This is a genomic window from Aeromonas sp. R9-2 (genome assembly GCF_040908025.1).
GTDB classification, from domain to species: domain Bacteria; phylum Pseudomonadota; class Gammaproteobacteria; order Enterobacterales; family Aeromonadaceae; genus Aeromonas; species Aeromonas veronii.
On sequence record NZ_JBFOCX010000030.1, the window covers coordinates 78,660 to 94,294 of the forward strand.

Genomic DNA, 15,635 nt, shown 5'->3' on the forward strand with positions numbered 1-15,635 from the left:
TCCCTGTCAGCTCACAAATAAAAACAACTCTCATTTACAGCAAGCGAACAAGCCACTAGGCTAGCCCCTTTTGCCAAGGGAGCTCATCTATGCCAACCACACTGATTTTCGGAGCCAGCCGCGGGCTGGGCCGCGCCTTTACTCACCAAGCCCTGAGCCAGGGTCACCGGGTCGTTGCGCTGGTACGCAACCCCGGGATGGCCACCGAACTGAGTGCGCTGGGAGTTGAGGTGATCGAAGGGGATGCGCTGGATCTGGCTGCGGTGCAGCAGGCATGTGTCCGGGCAGGGCAAAATGCACAAGTCGTCTCTACCCTCGGCAGCTTCCGTCAAGCCGCGCCGGTGGACTATCAGGGCAACCGCCATGTGATCGATGCCATGGAGCAGGCCGGCCTGAAACGGCTGCTGCTGGTCACCTCCCTCGGCTGCGGCGACAGCTGGCAGTATCTGCCGGAGCGGGCCCGCGCCGCCTTCGGTCACGAGGTACGTCTCAAGAGTCTGGCGGAGAGCTGGCTGCAGACCAGCTCCCTCGCATGGACCATTCTTCGCCCGGCGGGCCTTCAGGATGGCGACACCACCGGCCGCACCGAACTGAGTCAGGGCAAGGAGGTCCATGGACTGGTACGCCGTGCCGATGTGGCCGCCCAAGGACTGCGCCTGCTGGCGGATGAGACGGCGGTGGAGCAGATCTACGCCATCGGAGATCCCGCGATCCAGCGCGGCTAAAGCAGCAGTAAAACCGCTTAATCCCACCACATAACAAAACGGTCAGCCCAAGGGCTGACCGTTTTCGCTATACCGCACACGCCATCTCACGGGCGCTTGCACCATCCCGCTTAACCGGCGGTCGTCTCACTCTGTACGACCGGCTGACTGGCCACCGGCAGTGACTGCTGCCGCCAACGCAGCAGCATGCAGGCCAGCGCGCCGTAGAGCAGCGCCAGACCCCACAGCTGCCACCAGTAACGGGAAACCTGCGCAAAGTCGGCCCCCATCTGGTTAAGGCGCAGAAAACCCTCGATGGCGGGGATAGTTGGCACCCACTGAGCCAGCCAGTTGAGAGGCGCCGGGATCAGCTCGAGCGGCCAGATAAAGCCCGCCAGAAAGACCAGCGGCAGGGAGGAGATGAGTACCACCTGAGTCGGCAGATCCCGCCGGGTAAAGATCGCCCCCAGCACAATCCCGAACCAGCAGGTCGCCAGCAGGAACGGCAGGGCGAACAACCACAGCTCTAGCGGATCGGCATGACGGGCGATATTGTAGTGATCGAAGCAGAAGCCGAGGAAGTAGCTCACCGGTAACAGGAACAACCCAGCCAGCACCAGGGTTCTGGCCAGCAGCAGCGGCAACACCGGCGCGCTTTGCCAATAACCATGCTCGCCACGGCAACTGCGCTGGTTCTGGGTCGCCCCCAGGATCCCCGCCCCCATCAGCAACACCTGATGGAGGATCAGCACGAACACCGCCGGCACCACGTAATTCACATAGCCCATGGTGGGGTTGAACACCGGCACCACGTTGAGGGCCACCGCATTCCAGCCCATGGCCGCTTGTGGCAGCGCCTCGCCGTGGCTCAACAGCCGCGCCACCTTCACCTGCGCGGCGAGGGTGCCACTGGCCTGCGCCAGTCCTTCGGCAATGGTGCCGTAGACCAGGAAGTAGGAGGCATCACCGGCGTAGCTCAGGGTGACGCTCTTGCCCAGCATCAGATCCCGATAGAAGTGGTTGGGAATGTGCAGGATCCCGCTCGCCTCCCCGGCCATCATCAGCTGTCGCGCCTCGGCCAGCGAATTGGCTCGCGCCACCAGCTTTACCTGCGGCGTGGCATCGGCCATAAACTCCAGCTGACGGGACAACTGACTGCCATCGTCGTTGACCACCACTACCGCCTCTTCCCGCGGCAGCTGATGCAGATAGGGCTGGGGATAGAGAAACGAGTAGAAGATCACCCCGCCAAACAGGGTCAGCATGATGGCGCGATCCGCCAGCAGGGTGCGTAGCTCTAGGCGCAACAGATCGACAAATCCCAGCATCACTCGGGCTCCTTCTCGGCGACGGCCACAACGGCTGATTGACGGGCCAGCTCGGCCTGCTGCTTGTAACGGCGTACCACCAGCAGCAAGGGGAGCAGGAACAGCAGCAACGCCCCCAGTTGCGGCAGCGCCGATGCGAGCGGCAGACCGTAGTTGCTCTGACCAATCTGCAGCTCGACATAGTGAGAGACCGGCAACAGGCTGCGCCAGAAGCGGGCGAAATCCCCCATGGCACTCACCGGAAAGGTGACCCCCATAAAGGCGAAACCGGGCGCAGTGTAAGCCCCCGCTAACGACAGAGCGCGGGCCGGATCCCGGATGATGCCGTAGAAAAAAGCCCCCATGGTGACGCAGGCGGCCGAGGCGAGCCCCAGCCCCACCAGCAATACCAACCAGCTACCGTGCATGGGATAGGAGAAGCCCTTGAACAGCAGCAGCGTCCAGACAATCCCCCAGCCCCAGCCAATCAGCACGTGGGGCAGCAGGGTGCGCCAGAGGCCAAACCAGACGCCGCGAGTAGTCCAGTCCAGCCCCAGCCGATCGGTACGGGCCAGCGCATTGAGGCCGAACAGCACCACCAGGATCTGCCACACCGCGGGCAGAATGGCACTCAGCAGAAACTGGGCGTAGCTGGAGTTGAGGTTATAGAGCGCAGTGACCTGACTGCTGATGGGCACCGACTGCCCGAGCGCGCCGGGCAGCGCCTTGCCATCGGCCATCGCCTCCAGCACGCCGACCTGACCGTTAAGGGTGCCTACCACCTGCGCCAGCGCCGAGTTGACCAGCTTGGCGATCAGGATGAACTGACCGTTGTTGAACACCGTCACCTGCGGCTGGGTGCCCTGACGGGCATCCCGCGCCAGATGGTTGGGGATCACCACCAGCGCATAGATGTCGCCGCTGCGCAGAGCGCGCGCCCCGGCATCGATGGAGTCAAACTGTTGCGCCACCTTGAGCCCGGCCGAGCCATCCAGCGAGAAGGCGAGCTGGCGCGAGAGCATGCTGTGGTCGAGATCCACCAGCCCAACCTTGAGGTCGCGAGCCAGCCCTGCCGAGAAGATCCAGCAGAGGATCCCCATCAGCAGCAGCGGCACCCAGCTCATCAGGGCACGGCTGAACGGATCCTGCCAAAGCAGCCGAAATTCACGTCCCATCAGAGTTCAACCAGCACACTCATGCCAACCCGCAGCCCCTCAACCGGTTGCAGCGGGCGAGCCTCCACCTGGAAGCTCTTCATATCGAAACCTTGACGGGTATCGGTGGCACGCCAAGTGGCAAAATCCCCCATCACGGCCACATGGGTCACCTTGAAGCGCACGGTCTGATCGCCAAGGCCCGGGATGCGGGCATCGAACTCGATACCGACCGGGAAACGGGGCAGCAGATCCTCGCGCACGTGGAACTGGGCCCAGGCATCACTCATATCGAGCAGGGTCACCACCGGGAAACCTTGTGGCGCCAGCTCGCCGCTGCGCAGCAGCACCTGACTCACTTCACCATTGTGGGGGCTGGTGATGCGGGTGTCGGCCAGATAGGCCTCAACCTCGGCAACAGAACCCGCCGCCATCTTGGCCTTCTCGCGAGCGGCGATCTTGGTCTCTTCCCGCGCCCCTTCCAACGCCATCTGGTACTGTTGCCACGCCATCCCTTCGCTGTAGCGTGCAGCTTGCCAGGCGGTCCAGGCCTCATCGCGTTTTTGCAGCGGCATTACGCCGTCGCGATGCAGACTGGCCACCCGCTCATAGGTCTTGCCACGCAGCTGGGCGGCAGCCTTGGCTTTTTGCCACTGATCCTTGGCAGCGGCGATCTGTTGGGCTCGGGCCCCTTTCTCTGCCTCTTGCGCCAGCGCCCCCGCAGCAGCTTCACCGGCCTTGGCCTGGCTCAGCTTGGCTTCGATCTCGGGGCTCGCCAGGGTAAAGACCAGTTGATCCTTGGTCAGCTGATCACCCTTTTTCACCAGCACCTCGTCGATGCGCCCCGGCACCTTGGAGGAGACCGAATATTGCTGCGCTTCAATCTGCCCTTGCAGATGCACCGGCTCCGGCTGATAGGCCAGCCAGAAACGCCAGCCGAGCCACACCACCAGGATCACCAGCGCCAATGGCAACAACAGCGGTTTACCCTGGCTCATCTTCTTTTTGATGGGGGGATGGCTCATCACTTCACCTCGACAAACGGGCGACCCTTGGCGGTCGAAACAGAGATAGAAAAAGGAACGGACTGGAGTGCGATCATGAGTTCACCTCGATTACCTGACCGTGCTGATATTGATTGAAACTGTTCATCTGGCCGGAGAGCGCCAGCAGACGGGCCAGAGACACCACATATTGATAAGCCGCCGCCGCACGCTGGGTCTTGACCCCCGCCAGCTGGTTCTGGGCATCCACCACATCGAGGGAGGTAGAGAGCCCCTGCCCGAACGCCTTGTCCCGCAGCAGCACGTTCTCCTCAGCCAACGCCTGGGTGGAAGAGAGGGATTGATACTCCTCCAGCCCCTGCGCTGCTTCGCGCCAGGTCTTCTCGACCAGCAACTCCAGATCCTGACGGGTCTTGGCTTGCAGCAGATTGACTTGCAGCTCGGCACTCTTGGCGGCCTGCACCGTCTCGGAGCGGCCATCACGGCTCACCAGCGGCATGCTGACCCCCACCCCCACCAGCCAGTCCGGCGCTGTCTTGGAGGCGAGTGAATCATCTTCATAGAGGTTGTAGTTGCCGAACAGGAACACCTCGGGGGCATATTTGCCCTGCTCGACCCGGATCAGCCCCTTGGCCTGCTCCTTCTTGGCACTCAGCAGCTTGAGACCGGGGTGCACCTCCAGGGTCTGGCTTACCAACCCCTCGAGGCGCGGCAGCTCCTTGTTGACGAACAGGCCGCTGCCCGGCTGGGCATTTGGCAACTTCAGCATGCGGCCAAGGGCCAGCTCGGCGATCTCGAGGCTGCGGCGCGCTTTCTGGGTATCGATGCGGGCCCGATCATATGCCGACTGGGCGGAGAGGCGCTCCACCCTGGCGATCTGGCCCTGCGCTTCGAGCTTCTTGGCGTGATCCAGATGGTGGGCCAGCCCCTCTTCGATCTCCTGTTTGGTCTGCACCACCTGAGCAGCCAGCACCACACCGAAATAGGTCTGGGAGAGGCTCTCGAAGGTGGATTGCTGCTTGAGCACCAGCAACTGCTGCGCCTCGCTCACCTGCGCCTGGCGGATATCCTGCGCCGCATCGATGCGGCCACCGGCAAAAAGCGGCCAGAGCATCTTGACCGAGCTGGTCACCACATTCTGTTTGGTCAGGGGGGTGACAAATGCGTTGGCCCCAACCCCGAACAGGCTGCCGAGCGCCAGGATCAGATCTTTCTGCTTGGCCAGCGGATTGAGATCGAGAGCATCAAGTTCAATCGGCTGATCAAGATGGGTATAGCTGGCCCCCAGATCCACCTTGGGCAGATACATGTCCTTGGCCGCCTCGCGCAGCTGCTTGGCCCGATCGACCCCGGCCTGTTCGGCAGCCAGCCCTTCATCCTGCTGGATGACCCGGGTCCAGGCTTCACCGAAGCTGATAGTTTGCGCCTGCGCCGACCCCAGCACGACACCCATCAGACACGGCCAGAGTGATTTAATGAACCTTGACGTCATAGATCCCCAATCCGCTTTTGTTGCATAAATGTTTGGAGCATTTGCTCGATTTAAGCCCGCTATCATAACGCAAAGCGGGCCTGCAAGTGGACTGACAATTATGCAGGCGTCCGACCCGAATGGTACAGCGCTCACTCTCCGTCAATCTGGCCGTTTTTCAATAACTCCAGAATTTGCAAGCCTTGGCGCGACGTTTTTTTCAGAAAAAAATGGCTGACGCTCAAATACTAACCTTTTCTCCTGCCTAAAAAATGCGTAATATACGCCGCCCTAAGCCGATGGTAACCGTGGAATGCAGATAGGTCCCCACACGCTTGAAACTCCCTTGATTGTGGCTCCCATGGCCGGTGTAACTGACCGACCATTCCGTGAACTTTGTTTGCGATTGGGGGCTGGCATGGCCGTTTCCGAGATGCTGCTGGCCAACCCGGATGTCTGGGATACCCAGAAAACCCGGATGAGGATGGATCACTCTGCAGAAGGCGGATTGCGATCGGTCCAGATTGCCGGTGCCGACCCCGAGATGATGGCGTTTGCTGCCCGCTACAACGTGGAGCAGGGCGCACAGATCGTCGACATCAACATGGGATGTCCGGCAAAAAAAGTGAATAAGAAGTTGGCAGGTTCTGCCCTGCTGCGTGCCCCCGATCAGGTCAAAGCAATTTGCCGGGCCGTGGTGGATGCAGTGGAGGTGCCTGTCACCTTGAAGATCCGCACAGGATGGGATCCGGATAACCGCAATGGCGTGGAGATCGCCCGAATCGCCGAAGATTGCGGTATCGCGGCCCTCGCCGTGCATGGTCGTACCCGTGCCTGCCTCTACAAGGGCGAAGCGGAGTACGACACGATCAGGGCGATTAAGCAGGCCGTATCGATTCCTGTTGTCGCCAATGGTGACATCAACAGCCCGGAGAAAGCCCGGTATGTCCTCGACTATACCGGCGTTGACGCCGTGATGATCGGCCGAGCTGCGCAAGGACGACCCTGGATTTTCCGGGAAATCCGTCATTTTCTTGAGACGGGCACCAAGCTGCCGCCTCCCGAGAGGGAAGAGGTTCGCACCCTGATGAACGAGCATGTAACCAACCTGCACCGGTTTTATGGTGCATATCTGGGAGCGCGCATAGCCCGTAAACACGTGGGCTGGTATCTGGATGAAGAAGAGACGGGCCGAGAATTCCGTAAGCACTTCAATGCCCTGGATTGCGCAGACGCGCAACTTGAGGCACTCGAAGCGTATTTCGATGGATTAGGTTAACAAGATAACTAAAGAGCCGACCGAATATGTTCGAACAAACCCTGACTTCTGATGCATTGGTAACAACTACTCACAATCACGCTGCCGAGCCGACCCAGCGCCCCCTGCGTGACTCTGTGCAACAGGCCCTGCGTAACTACCTGGCCCAGTTGAACGGTCAGGAAGTGATTGATCTGTACGATATGGTTCTCTCCGAAGTCGAAGCGCCGATGCTGGACGTGATCATGCAGTACACCCGTGGTAACCAGACTCGCGCTGCCGTGATGATGGGTATCAACCGTGGCACCCTGCGCAAGAAGCTCAAGCGTTACGGCATGAACTGATTGCTGGCCGCGAGCCGCGACGGCGGTTCAAGGCAGATGCGAAAGGCGCCAGGTAGCAATACCTGGCGCCTTTCCTTTATGCTCTCCCATCCATTTCACCATGGCGACCCCGATGAACCGCACTCCCCTGCTGCTGATGGTACTGGTCACCCTGCTGGCCGCCGCTGGCTGGCTCTTCTCGAAAGAGGCGATCCGCGAACTGCCCCCTGCCGCCTTTATCGGCAGCCGCTTTCTGCTGGCCGCGCTGCTGTTGCTCCCCTTGGCCTGGTTGCGCGAGCCACCGCCGACTCGCGCCCAGCTGGTGCGCGCTGCCGGTTGCGGCACCCTCCTCGGCGCCAGCCTGCTGCTGTGGGTCACCGCCATCAGCCAGAGCGATGCACTGGGCAGCGGCGCCTTTATCATGAGCGTCGCCACCCTGATGGCCCCGCTGGCCGCCTGGGGAGCCTTTCGAGCCAAGCCCGGCCGCCACTACTGGCTCACCCTGCCCATCGCCATCGCCGGTTTGCTGCTGCTCTCCAGCAGTACCCACTGGGGCGTGTCGCTCTCGCTGTTCTGGTTTCTGGCAGCGGCCACCACCCTCGGCATCCAGCTTGCCGTCCATCGCCACTTCGCCCAATCCATTGCCCCCACCTGGCTCACCTGCATCCAGCTGGCGATGACCGGCCTGCTCGGCACCCTGCTCTCCCTGCTGACCGAGCAGTGGCCAGAGGCTGGAGTCAGCCACGGCATCTGGGGCTGGTTTGCAGCGAGCGTCTTGATCGCCACCACATTACGCTACTGGCTGCTCACCCATGCATTGAGCAAGATGACTACCGCCCACGCCGCCCTGATGATGCTGCTGGAACCGGTCTGGACTCTACTGCTGAGCACCCTCTTCTACAGCGAACCCCTCGGCGGCGCCAAACTGGCCGGAGCCGGACTGGTGCTCGGCGCCCTGGTGCTCTACCAACTGCCCCTGCTGCTGCGCAGTGCACGGCTCAAAACGCCCGTCTGATCCGCGTCACTGCCCTGCGGGGCGGTGTCACCATTTCCCTCCTGTTTGCTTATCTTGTCCTGCCAATGCTGACGTTCTGTTAACGGCCTTTAACCCTTGGTATCCAGAGGGTTAAAGGGCATACCCCATGAAAAAATGCCATATGGCCAGCTTGATGAAGGTCACATACCTGCCCCTCTTAGCTCCCTATGATGCCCCCATCATCGGTCTGGACAATCCTGACGATGGCCACACATGGGAATAACAAGAGAAAAGACTATGCAGCAAACCAGCCCCCTCAAGACGGTCACGGTCAGCATATTGGCAACCGCCATGCTGATCTTTGTGGCCCAGTACCTAATAGGCAAACAGGAGATCAAGATCGGCATCGCCATCATTCCGATCCTGCCGATGCTCTTTGCCGTCATCATCGGCATGATTGTCTCCGCCAAACCGGTCAAGGATCGCATCCCCGGCTGGAAACAGCTCTTCACCGAGAAAGAAGAGGGCTTCTGCGGCAAGATGGTGGGCTTCAGCCTGCTGATCCTGGGTACCCAGTACGCGGGGATGATCATCCCCAACCTGAAGATGATCTTGAGCGTCGGCGTACCGCTGTTCCTGCAGGAGATTGGCAACCTGCTGCCGATCCTGATCGCCATTCCGCTGGCAGTGAAGTTCGGCTTTGGCCGCCGCGCCATCGGGGCCTGCTCCTCCATCAGCCGTGAGCCGTCCGTCGCGGTAATTCAGGGCAAGTTCGGCACCGGCTCTCAGGAGTACATCGGTGTGTTGGCCATCTACCTGTGCGGCTCCGTTATCGGCACCCTCTGGTTCAGCGTGCTGGGCAGTATCGCCCCGCTCACCGGCCTGCACCCGCTGGCGCTGGCTGCCGGCTCCGGCGTGGGCTCAGGCTCCATGCTGAGTGCCGCCTCCGGCGCCCTGATCAACGGTCTCGACGAAGCGCTGGCTCAGCAGGTGCTGAGTATCGCGGCAGCCTCGAACCTGCTCTCGTCTGCCCTCGGCGCCCTCTCCCTCACCTATCTGGGTTTGCCGCTCGCTGAAAAAATCTATGCCCTGACTGCCAAAGGAGAGAAAGCATGAAAAGCATCGTAATGGATATGCGGTTCGTCTTTCTGGCGATCCTGCTGGCCATGTTTACCCAGACCCTGACCACCGGCACTCCGCTCTGGCTGATGGGTGACAGCTTCGTCGCCATGTCACTGGTGGTGTTCGCTTCGCTGATTGCCAAACGCTATCTGCCCTCCTCCCTGCCGGCGTTTGCCTATGCCACCATCATCGGCATTCTCATCTGCCTGCCGGAGACCCCGGTGCGCGGCCTCTTCATTGACGCCGTCGCCAAGATCTCCTTCCTCTCCTGCTGCGTACCGCTGCTGGCCTTTGCCGGTCTCTCGGTGGGTGGTCAGCTGGAAGAGCTGAAGAAGATGTCCTGGAAAGTGATCCTGATCTTCATGATCGTCTCCACCTGCTGCTTCTTCGGCGCCTCGCTGGTGGCCCAGCTCGGCTTTTCCATTCAAGGGATCATCTAATGAACAACATCCACATTGAACCGGCCCTGCTGGCCCTGCGCGACTTCAGTCAGGAAGTGCGCCACCATCTGCACACCATTCCGGAGGCCTCCGGCGTCGAGTTCAAGACCTCGGCCTACTGCCGCGAGCTGATGACAAGCTTCGGCTATCGCCTCACCGACTACCCGGGCTTCACCGGTTTTCACGGGGATCTGGTGGTTGACCCTGTGCTGCCGACCATCGCCTTCCGTGCCGACATGGATGGCCTCGAGATGCTCGACATGAGCGACGTTGCGTTCAAGTCGACCCACGAGGGAATGGCCCACAACTGCGGTCACGACTCCCATATGGCGATCGCCCTGACCGCGGCCAAGTTTCTGGCCGCCAACCGCGATCGCCTGCTGTACAACGTCCGCTTTATCTTCCAGATGGCGGAAGAGGATATGCGGGTGCCGGGCGCCGAGAAGATGGTCGAACTGGGCTGCATGAAGGGGGTAGACGAGGTCTATGCTCTCCATAACGACGGCGCCATGGAGACCGGCACCATCAAGTTCAACCACGGTGTCATGTCCTCCTGGGGCTCCGCCTGGACGCTGGATGTGCACGGTATCTCCGCCCACGGATCCACCCCCCACAAGGGGCTGGATGCCATCCGCGAAGCGGTGCGGATCATCGAGGATATGGACTACATCGTCGCCAAGCGCACCAGTCCGTTCAGCCCGGCGGTATTCGGCTGCGGCATGATCAACGGCGGCACAATCCCCAACGCCATCGCCGACCATGTGCAGGCGCGCGGCACCATCCGTGCCATGGATGCCGAGACCGACCAGATCCTGAAGAACAGCTTCAAGGAGATCGTGGCCCAGAGCGAACTGCGCGGCTTCAAGACCAAGATGGTCTATGCCGGGTATCCGGCGGTCGAGAACCACGCCGATGCCTGCGCCCGTCTGCTGCAAGCGGCCGCCGATGTCTTGCCCTCTGAGGGGATCAACGCTCAGGGGCAGCCGATGACCGGCAGCGAAGATTTCAGCTACATGGTTAACGCCTGCCGTGGCCGCAAGGGGGCCATGTTCTTCCTCGGCAGCGGCTGTCAGGCCAAGGGGATCTGCAACTACCTGCATGCGAATCCCTACTACCTCGATGACGACTGCCTGCTGGTCGGAGCCCAGATCTTTATCAATCTGGCGACCCGCAGCGCTTAATCCCGCATACCGATAAAACCAGAAGAGAGGCCAAGGCCTCTCTTTTTTTGTCTCTGTATTTTTGCTCTGTGTACGACAAACAACCCGCGGTTAGAGCCACGGCAACTCCGCCATATTGGCAGCGGGCGGCTGGTTGATAAGGTGCAGTTGCACCGTCTCCCGGCTGATATGGGGGGCGTAGAGGTGGATAAAGTCGTACATGTAGTCACGCAAATGGGCATGTTTTCGCAGGCAGATGTGGGTGGCGCTCGAGGCGATCAGGTGGTCGATATTGAGACTCACCAGATCCTCCCGATCCCCCTCGTCAAAGGCCACGCTGGCAATCACCCCGACCCCCATGCCGAGCCGGACGTAGTGCTTGATCACGTCGGTGTCGGTGGCGGTCAGCACGGTTTTCGGCGAGAGGCCGTGGCGGCTGAAAGCCTTGTCCATCTTGGATCGGCCGGTAAAGCCGAATACATAGGTGATGAGGGGATAGCGGGCCAGATCCGCCATTGACAGCGGCTGGCAGTCGATCAGCGGTTGACCGTGCGGCACCACCACACTGCGCCCCCAACGATAACAGGGGACGGCGGCCAGCTCGTCGAATAGGTACATGGACTCGGTGGCGATCGCCATATCCACATCGCCGCTTTGCACCATCTGGGCCAGTTGGGCAGGCGCCCCCTGATGGAGCTGGATCGCCACATCGGGATAACGACGGCTGAACTCGGTAATCACCGCTGGCAGCTTGTAGCGCGCCTGGGTGTGGGTGGTGGCGATACGCAGCACCCCGCTGGTAGCCAGTTGCTCCCCGAGCGACAGCTGGTTGATCTGCTCCACCTGCGCCACCACCCCCTTGGCCAACTCCATCACCTGCTCGCCTGCGCTGGTCAAGCCGACCAGATTCTTTCCCTTGCGGGTAAAGAGGGCGAGCCCCAGCTCATCTTCCAGCATCTTCATCTGCTTGCTGAGGGTGGGCTGGGAGGTGTAGAGCTTCTCCGCCGTCGCCGAGATGTTGAAGTTGTTCTTCACTATCTCGGTAAAGTTCTTGAGCCGGGCGATGTTCATCTGGGCAAGGGATCTCGCTGCTGCGGCCAGTCGGGCTGACCTGAAAAAGAGAGAGCGGGGCTGGTCCCGCAGCTGACTGCCGACCATACCACAGCGCGGCGCACGATAATCTGCCTCAGGTCAGAAAGCGGCGAGCTAGTCGCTGGCGAGCTTGATCCCGAGTCCGACAAACAGGGTGCCGATGCCCCGGTTGAGCCAGCGACCGAGACGCCGTGACAGCCGTACCCTGTGGCTGGCATAGACGGTGGTAAAGACCAGCAGGTGACACCAGATGATGCCGCCCAGATTGAAGATGCAACCGAGCAGGATAAAGGCGAGCGCCTTGTCGGGGGCATCCGGCGCGATGAACTGGGGCACGAAGGCGAGGAAAAAGAGCGCGACCTTGGGGTTGAGCACATTGGTCAGCACACCCTGCCGGTAAATCTGGCCATAGGAGAGGGCGGGCAGAGTGACCCCTCCCTCCATTGCACCCGTTGCCTGCTGGCGCAGCAGGGAGAGCCCCAGATAGATGAGGTAGATGGCGCCAGCCAGCTTGATAAGGGCAAACAACTCGGCCGAGGCGCTGAGCAGGGCCGACAGACCGAGGGCCGCCGCCAGCACATGCACCATGACACCTGTGCCGATGCCAAGGGTCGCGACCGAACCGGCACGCCACCCTTGCGAACCGCTGCGCAGCATGACCAGCAGGGAGTCGGGCCCCGGCATAATATTGAGCAGCAAGCCCGAGACCATAAACAGTGCAAGATCATGAATACCGAACATCATCCCTCCCCTCGTAAAGCAAAACCAAACAAAAAGGGCTCCGCAGAGCCCTCTTTCCTTTCCTCTGCGGCAGCTGACGCATCATCAGCTGTCCCGCCAGTCATCAGGGGCGCAGCGCTTTGTCGGCACGGGAGATACCGCAGACACCGGAGCGCACCACTTCGATGATCTCGTTGGTCTGGGCGGCCGTCTTGATGAAGGCGTCCAGCTTGTCGCTGGTACCCACCAGCTGCACCGTGTAGAGCTCGGGGGTGACGTCGACGATCTGGCCACGGAAGATATCCGCCAGCCGTTTCAGCTCGTCACGACCACCACCGGCGGCGCGCGCCTTGACCAGCGCGATCTCCCGCTCGATGTGCTCACCCTCACTCAAGTCGCATACCTTGAGCACGTCCACCAGCTTGTGCAACTGCTTCTGGATCTGCTCCAGCACCCGCTCGTCACCCATGGTGACGATGGTCATGCGCGACAGGGTGGGATCCTCGGTCGGCGCCACCGTCAGGGTCTCGATGTTGTAGCCACGCTGGGAGAAGAGACCCACCACGCGGCTCAGGGCGCCGGATTCGTTCTCCAGCAGTACTGAAATGATGTGTCTCATCAGGTTCTCTCCGTCTTGCTCAGCCACATCTCATCCATGGCGCCAAACTTGATCTGCATCGGATAGACGTGCTCATCCGGGTCGACCGAGATATCCATGAACACCAGCCGATCCTTCATGGCGAAGGCCTTCTCCATGGCGCTCTCCAGCTCCGCCGGATCGCTCACCGCGATGCCGACATGGCCATAGGCTTCCGCCAGTTTGACGAAGTCCGGCAGGGACTCCATGTAAGAGTGGCTGTGACGGCCGCCGTAGAACATCTTCTGCCACTGCTTGACCATGCCCAGCGCACGGTTGTTGATGGAGATGATCTTGATGGGCACGCCGTACTGCATGCAGGTGGAGAGCTCCTGAATGTTCATCTGCACCGAGCCATCGCCGGTGACGCAGCAGACCACCGCATCCGGGTTGGCAAACTGGGCACCCATGGCGGCCGGAATGCCGAAGCCCATGGTGCCGAGGCCCCCTGAGTTGATCCACTGGCGCGGTTTGGCAAACGGGTAGTAGAGGGCAGCAAACATCTGGTGCTGGCCCACGTCGGAGGCAACGAACGCCTGACCCTGAGTCACTTTGTAGAGGGTCTCGATAACCTGTTGCGGCTTGATCTGGGTGGCCGACTTTTCGTAGGCCAGACAGTGACGGGAGCGCCACTGGTTGATCTGGCTCCACCAGTCCGCCAGCGCCTCCTTGTCGTTATCGAAGCCACACTCGCGGATCACTTCCAGCATCTGCTCCAACACGGTTTCCACCGAGCCGACGATGGGCACATGGGCCTGCACCGTTTTGGAGATGGAGGTGGGGTCGATGTCGATATGAACCACGGTCGCATTGGGGCAGAACTTGGCCACGTTGTTGGTGACGCGGTCATCGAAGCGGGCACCGACGGCGAAGATAAGATCCGCGTTGTGCATGGTTTTGTTGGCTTCGAAGGTGCCGTGCATCCCCAGCATGCCGATAAATTGCGGATGGACACCGGAGAAGGCCCCCAGCCCCATCAGGGTGGTGGTCACCGGCAGGTTCAGCAGCTCCGCCAGTTTGGTCACCAGATGGTCCGCATTGGCGTTGATGGCGCCGCCACCCACGTACATGACCGGGCGCTGGGCATCCACCAGCAGCTTGGCTGCCCGCTTGATCTGCCCTTTATGGCCAGACTTGGTCGGGTTGTAGGAGCGCAGGGAGACCGTCTCGGGATACTGGTAGGGGAATTTCTCTTTCGGGTTCTGCACATCTTTGGGCAGATCCACCACCACCGGCCCCGGGCGGCCGCTGGCGGCAATGTAGTAGGCCTTCTTGATGGCCTCAGGGATATCGCTCGCCTTCTTGCACAGGAAGCTGTGCTTCACCACCGGGCGGGAGATACCGATCATGTCGGTCTCCTGGAACGCATCCTCACCGATCATGCTGGTCGGCACCTGGCCGGAGAGGATCACCAACGGAATGGAATCCATATAGGCGGTGGCAATACCGGTAATGCAGTTGGTCGCTCCCGGGCCTGACGTTACCAGCACAGTCCCCACCTTGCCGGTGGAACGGGCGTAACCGTCAGCCATGTGAACCGCGGCTTGCTCGTGCCGCACCAAGACATGCTCCATCTTGCCGTTTTCGAAGAGAGCGTCATAGATGTCGAGCACTGAGCCACCAGGGTAGCCGAAGACGTGCTCAACTCCCTGATCTTCCAGCGCTCTAACCACCATCTGGGCGCCTGATAACATCTCCATGATAAAGCCCTCCAGGCTTTGCTCCGTTTAGCGAATCCCACCGACGATGCTGTGCTTCCCGGCACGGCCCGATCCGTTTCTTGTTGTTATCTGAATGCAGATCGGCCCAATTCAGCCCCGTCGACAGTAGAAAAAAAGGATTTTTCCGTCATTCACCCGAAAATAGGGTGAAAAACCAACTTAACCCGCTTCATAACGCTTGTCCACGGCTTTATCTGACCAGAACAGTCATACATTTCAACCGGCTATTAACATTCAATGACTTGCCGCAGCGACCATGAGACAAATGGGAAGGAAGTCGGGGAATGGCCAGCGGATCATTCCGCAGAGGGGAAAAACAGCCACAAAAAAGCCCACCGCTCAGCGGTGGGCTTGATGCCGAATGATGACTCAGTTGTCCTGATCCGGCTCAGCCAGCCAGATCTGCTGATCCGGATCGGTCTCTTCACTGACCGAGATGCTGACACCCATATCGAGCAACTCGTGCAGGGTGAGATTGTCAGCCAGGTTCATGACTTCGCCGTTTTCATTGGTAAAGCGCATTTGCTCCGTCCTCTCCTTGGTGGG

Annotated in this window: 16 protein-coding genes; 7 read left to right on the forward strand and 9 right to left on the reverse strand. The window is 60.7% G+C overall.

The window, feature by feature from the left end:
- Positions 1–89 precede the first annotated feature (89 nt).
- Positions 90–725, forward strand: coding sequence for an NAD(P)-dependent oxidoreductase (locus AB5Y71_RS17080; RefSeq protein ID WP_368172061.1), 636 nt, complete (start codon positions 90–92; stop codon positions 723–725).
- Positions 726–835: 110 nt separating this feature from the next.
- Here AB5Y71_RS17080 and AB5Y71_RS17085 read toward each other — a convergent pair whose 3' ends face one another.
- The 4 genes from AB5Y71_RS17085 to AB5Y71_RS17100 form a co-directional block, all read right to left on the reverse strand.
- A complete protein-coding gene (locus AB5Y71_RS17085; RefSeq protein WP_368172062.1) occupies positions 836–2,032 on the reverse strand; it encodes an ABC transporter permease in 1,197 nt (398 codons plus the stop codon).
- Positions 2,032–3,186, reverse strand: a complete 1,155-nt coding sequence (locus tag AB5Y71_RS17090) for an ABC transporter permease (protein WP_368172063.1) — start codon at positions 3,184–3,186, stop codon at positions 2,032–2,034. Before AB5Y71_RS17090 ends, AB5Y71_RS17085 begins: the two co-directional genes overlap by 1 nt.
- Positions 3,186–4,190 carry an HlyD family secretion protein gene (locus AB5Y71_RS17095; RefSeq protein ID WP_368172064.1) on the reverse strand — a complete coding sequence of 335 codons (1,005 nt, stop codon included), beginning with the start codon at positions 4,188–4,190 and terminating at the stop codon, positions 3,186–3,188. Before AB5Y71_RS17095 ends, AB5Y71_RS17090 begins: the two co-directional genes overlap by 1 nt.
- 73 nt (positions 4,191–4,263) lie before the next feature.
- The gene (locus tag AB5Y71_RS17100; protein ID WP_368172065.1) at positions 4,264–5,661 is read right to left on the reverse strand and encodes a TolC family protein; all 1,398 of its coding nucleotides are present in this window, start codon (positions 5,659–5,661) and stop codon (positions 4,264–4,266) included.
- Between the two features lie 292 nt (positions 5,662–5,953).
- Between AB5Y71_RS17100 and dusB the strand changes: the two genes are divergently transcribed.
- The 6 genes from dusB (at position 5,954) to AB5Y71_RS17130 (ending at position 10,940) form a co-directional block, all read left to right on the forward strand.
- Positions 5,954–6,919 (forward strand): tRNA dihydrouridine synthase DusB, encoded by a 966-nt coding sequence (gene dusB, locus AB5Y71_RS17105; protein ID WP_019445016.1) that lies wholly within the window; start codon positions 5,954–5,956, stop codon positions 6,917–6,919.
- A gap of 26 nt (positions 6,920–6,945) precedes the next feature.
- Positions 6,946–7,242, forward strand: coding sequence for a DNA-binding transcriptional regulator Fis (gene fis, locus AB5Y71_RS17110; RefSeq protein ID WP_005309538.1), 297 nt, complete (start codon positions 6,946–6,948; stop codon positions 7,240–7,242).
- Positions 7,243–7,354: 112 nt separating this feature from the next.
- Complete coding sequence (locus AB5Y71_RS17115; RefSeq protein ID WP_005349188.1) at positions 7,355–8,236, forward strand: DMT family transporter; 882 nt, start codon at positions 7,355–7,357, stop codon at positions 8,234–8,236.
- Between the two features lie 258 nt (positions 8,237–8,494).
- On the forward strand, positions 8,495–9,313 hold the full coding sequence (locus AB5Y71_RS17120) for a DUF3100 domain-containing protein (protein ID WP_005339140.1): 819 nt from the start codon (positions 8,495–8,497) through the stop codon (positions 9,311–9,313).
- Positions 9,310–9,759 carry a hypothetical protein gene (locus tag AB5Y71_RS17125; RefSeq protein ID WP_005349183.1) on the forward strand — a complete coding sequence of 150 codons (450 nt, stop codon included), beginning with the start codon at positions 9,310–9,312 and terminating at the stop codon, positions 9,757–9,759. Before AB5Y71_RS17120 ends, AB5Y71_RS17125 begins: the two co-directional genes overlap by 4 nt.
- Positions 9,759–10,940, forward strand: coding sequence for a M20 family metallopeptidase (locus AB5Y71_RS17130; protein WP_368172066.1), 1,182 nt, complete (start codon positions 9,759–9,761; stop codon positions 10,938–10,940). The genes AB5Y71_RS17125 and AB5Y71_RS17130 overlap by 1 nt, the downstream gene beginning before the upstream one ends.
- 90 nt (positions 10,941–11,030) lie before the next feature.
- Here the strand turns inward: AB5Y71_RS17130 and AB5Y71_RS17135 are convergent, their stop codons facing one another.
- The 5 genes from AB5Y71_RS17135 to AB5Y71_RS17155 form a co-directional block, all read right to left on the reverse strand.
- Positions 11,031–11,990, reverse strand: coding sequence for a LysR substrate-binding domain-containing protein (locus tag AB5Y71_RS17135; protein WP_368172067.1), 960 nt, complete (start codon positions 11,988–11,990; stop codon positions 11,031–11,033).
- A gap of 135 nt (positions 11,991–12,125) precedes the next feature.
- Positions 12,126–12,752, reverse strand: a complete 627-nt coding sequence (locus tag AB5Y71_RS17140) for a LysE family translocator (RefSeq protein ID WP_368172075.1) — start codon at positions 12,750–12,752, stop codon at positions 12,126–12,128.
- Between the two features lie 103 nt (positions 12,753–12,855).
- Positions 12,856–13,350: an acetolactate synthase small subunit gene (gene ilvN, locus AB5Y71_RS17145; RefSeq protein WP_011704829.1), complete on the reverse strand. Its 495-nt coding sequence runs from the start codon at positions 13,348–13,350 to the stop codon at positions 12,856–12,858.
- Positions 13,350–15,068 (reverse strand): acetolactate synthase 3 large subunit, encoded by a 1,719-nt coding sequence (locus AB5Y71_RS17150; protein ID WP_043823044.1) that lies wholly within the window; start codon positions 15,066–15,068, stop codon positions 13,350–13,352. The genes ilvN and AB5Y71_RS17150 overlap by 1 nt, the downstream gene beginning before the upstream one ends.
- Before the next feature lie 390 nt (positions 15,069–15,458).
- A complete protein-coding gene (locus AB5Y71_RS17155) occupies positions 15,459–15,611 on the reverse strand; it encodes a hypothetical protein (protein WP_005341188.1) in 153 nt (50 codons plus the stop codon).
- Positions 15,612–15,635 lie beyond the last annotated feature (24 nt).

Excerpts from the sequence above, each read along its gene's own strand:
- AB5Y71_RS17080 (WP_368172061.1), top strand. The coding sequence starts at position 90 with ATGCCAACCACACTGATTTTCGGAGCCAGCCGCGGGCTGGGCCGCGCC.
- AB5Y71_RS17085 (WP_368172062.1), bottom strand. The coding sequence starts at position 2,032 with ATGCTGGGATTTGTCGATCTGTTGCGCCTAGAGCTACGCACCCTGCTG.
- AB5Y71_RS17090 (WP_368172063.1), bottom strand. The coding sequence starts at position 3,186 with ATGGGACGTGAATTTCGGCTGCTTTGGCAGGATCCGTTCAGCCGTGCC.
- AB5Y71_RS17095 (WP_368172064.1), bottom strand. The coding sequence starts at position 4,190 with ATGAGCCATCCCCCCATCAAAAAGAAGATGAGCCAGGGTAAACCGCTG.
- AB5Y71_RS17100 (WP_368172065.1), bottom strand. The coding sequence starts at position 5,661 with ATGACGTCAAGGTTCATTAAATCACTCTGGCCGTGTCTGATGGGTGTC.
- dusB (WP_019445016.1), top strand. The coding sequence starts at position 5,954 with ATGCAGATAGGTCCCCACACGCTTGAAACTCCCTTGATTGTGGCTCCC.
- fis (WP_005309538.1), top strand. The coding sequence starts at position 6,946 with ATGTTCGAACAAACCCTGACTTCTGATGCATTGGTAACAACTACTCAC.
- AB5Y71_RS17115 (WP_005349188.1), top strand. The coding sequence starts at position 7,355 with ATGAACCGCACTCCCCTGCTGCTGATGGTACTGGTCACCCTGCTGGCC.
- AB5Y71_RS17120 (WP_005339140.1), top strand. The coding sequence starts at position 8,495 with ATGCAGCAAACCAGCCCCCTCAAGACGGTCACGGTCAGCATATTGGCA.
- AB5Y71_RS17125 (WP_005349183.1), top strand. The coding sequence starts at position 9,310 with ATGAAAAGCATCGTAATGGATATGCGGTTCGTCTTTCTGGCGATCCTG.
- AB5Y71_RS17130 (WP_368172066.1), top strand. The coding sequence starts at position 9,759 with ATGAACAACATCCACATTGAACCGGCCCTGCTGGCCCTGCGCGACTTC.
- AB5Y71_RS17135 (WP_368172067.1), bottom strand. The coding sequence starts at position 11,990 with ATGAACATCGCCCGGCTCAAGAACTTTACCGAGATAGTGAAGAACAAC.
- AB5Y71_RS17140 (WP_368172075.1), bottom strand. The coding sequence starts at position 12,752 with ATGTTCGGTATTCATGATCTTGCACTGTTTATGGTCTCGGGCTTGCTG.
- ilvN (WP_011704829.1), bottom strand. The coding sequence starts at position 13,350 with ATGAGACACATCATTTCAGTACTGCTGGAGAACGAATCCGGCGCCCTG.
- AB5Y71_RS17150 (WP_043823044.1), bottom strand. The coding sequence starts at position 15,068 with ATGGAGATGTTATCAGGCGCCCAGATGGTGGTTAGAGCGCTGGAAGAT.
- AB5Y71_RS17155 (WP_005341188.1), bottom strand. The coding sequence starts at position 15,611 with ATGCGCTTTACCAATGAAAACGGCGAAGTCATGAACCTGGCTGACAAT.